At 56.5% G+C, this 457-nt stretch carries 1 protein-coding gene and 1 pseudogene; one reads left to right on the forward strand and one right to left on the reverse strand.

The genetic code is table 11. From position 1 onward, the window contains the following. Positions 1 to 275 (reverse strand): hypothetical protein (locus ASE87_RS16815; protein ID WP_235472370.1); only part of this gene is annotated, 275 nt, incomplete at its 3' end. Between the two features lie 105 nt (positions 276 to 380). Between ASE87_RS16815 and ASE87_RS16935 the strand changes: the two are divergent. After that, positions 381 to 457: pseudogene (locus ASE87_RS16935) on the forward strand (methane monooxygenase/ammonia monooxygenase subunit C); the annotation flags it as partial.

Raw genomic sequence — 457 nt, forward strand, 5'->3', positions numbered from 1 at the left:
GCTGGGTCTGCGGTCTGCCCGTTGAAGGGGTTGGATTTGGGATTTTGGCTTAGGCGGCGACGTCGGTTTTCGTCCGATAACAACAAGCAGCCGGGTTCTGGGGATTTTGGAATGATTTGCTCGCCTTTGGGCGGGGGATTTTCTGGAATTTTTCGGGAAGGCTGCGGCAAACAAGGGCGGTTTTGCGTGTTTTTAGAAGAAGACGCGCTTTCGCTTTGCTTTACGAAACGAGGACGAAGCGGCTCCGTTGTGGGAGGCGGAGCGATACCGGTCACGCGCAATTCCCTGGGAGCACATTGGAGGAGAAGGGTATGAGCTCAACGACTGACACAGCAGCCCGGGCTGCTGCTGGCACGGAAGCTGTAGTTGACCTGAAGGGCATGTGGATCGGCCTGGCCGTTCTGAACGGGTTCTATCTGGTCGTTCGCATTTACGAGCAGATTTATGGCTGGCGCGC

The organism is Frigoribacterium sp. Leaf44 (assembly GCF_001421865.1).
Lineage (GTDB): Bacteria > Actinomycetota > Actinomycetes > Actinomycetales > Microbacteriaceae > Frigoribacterium.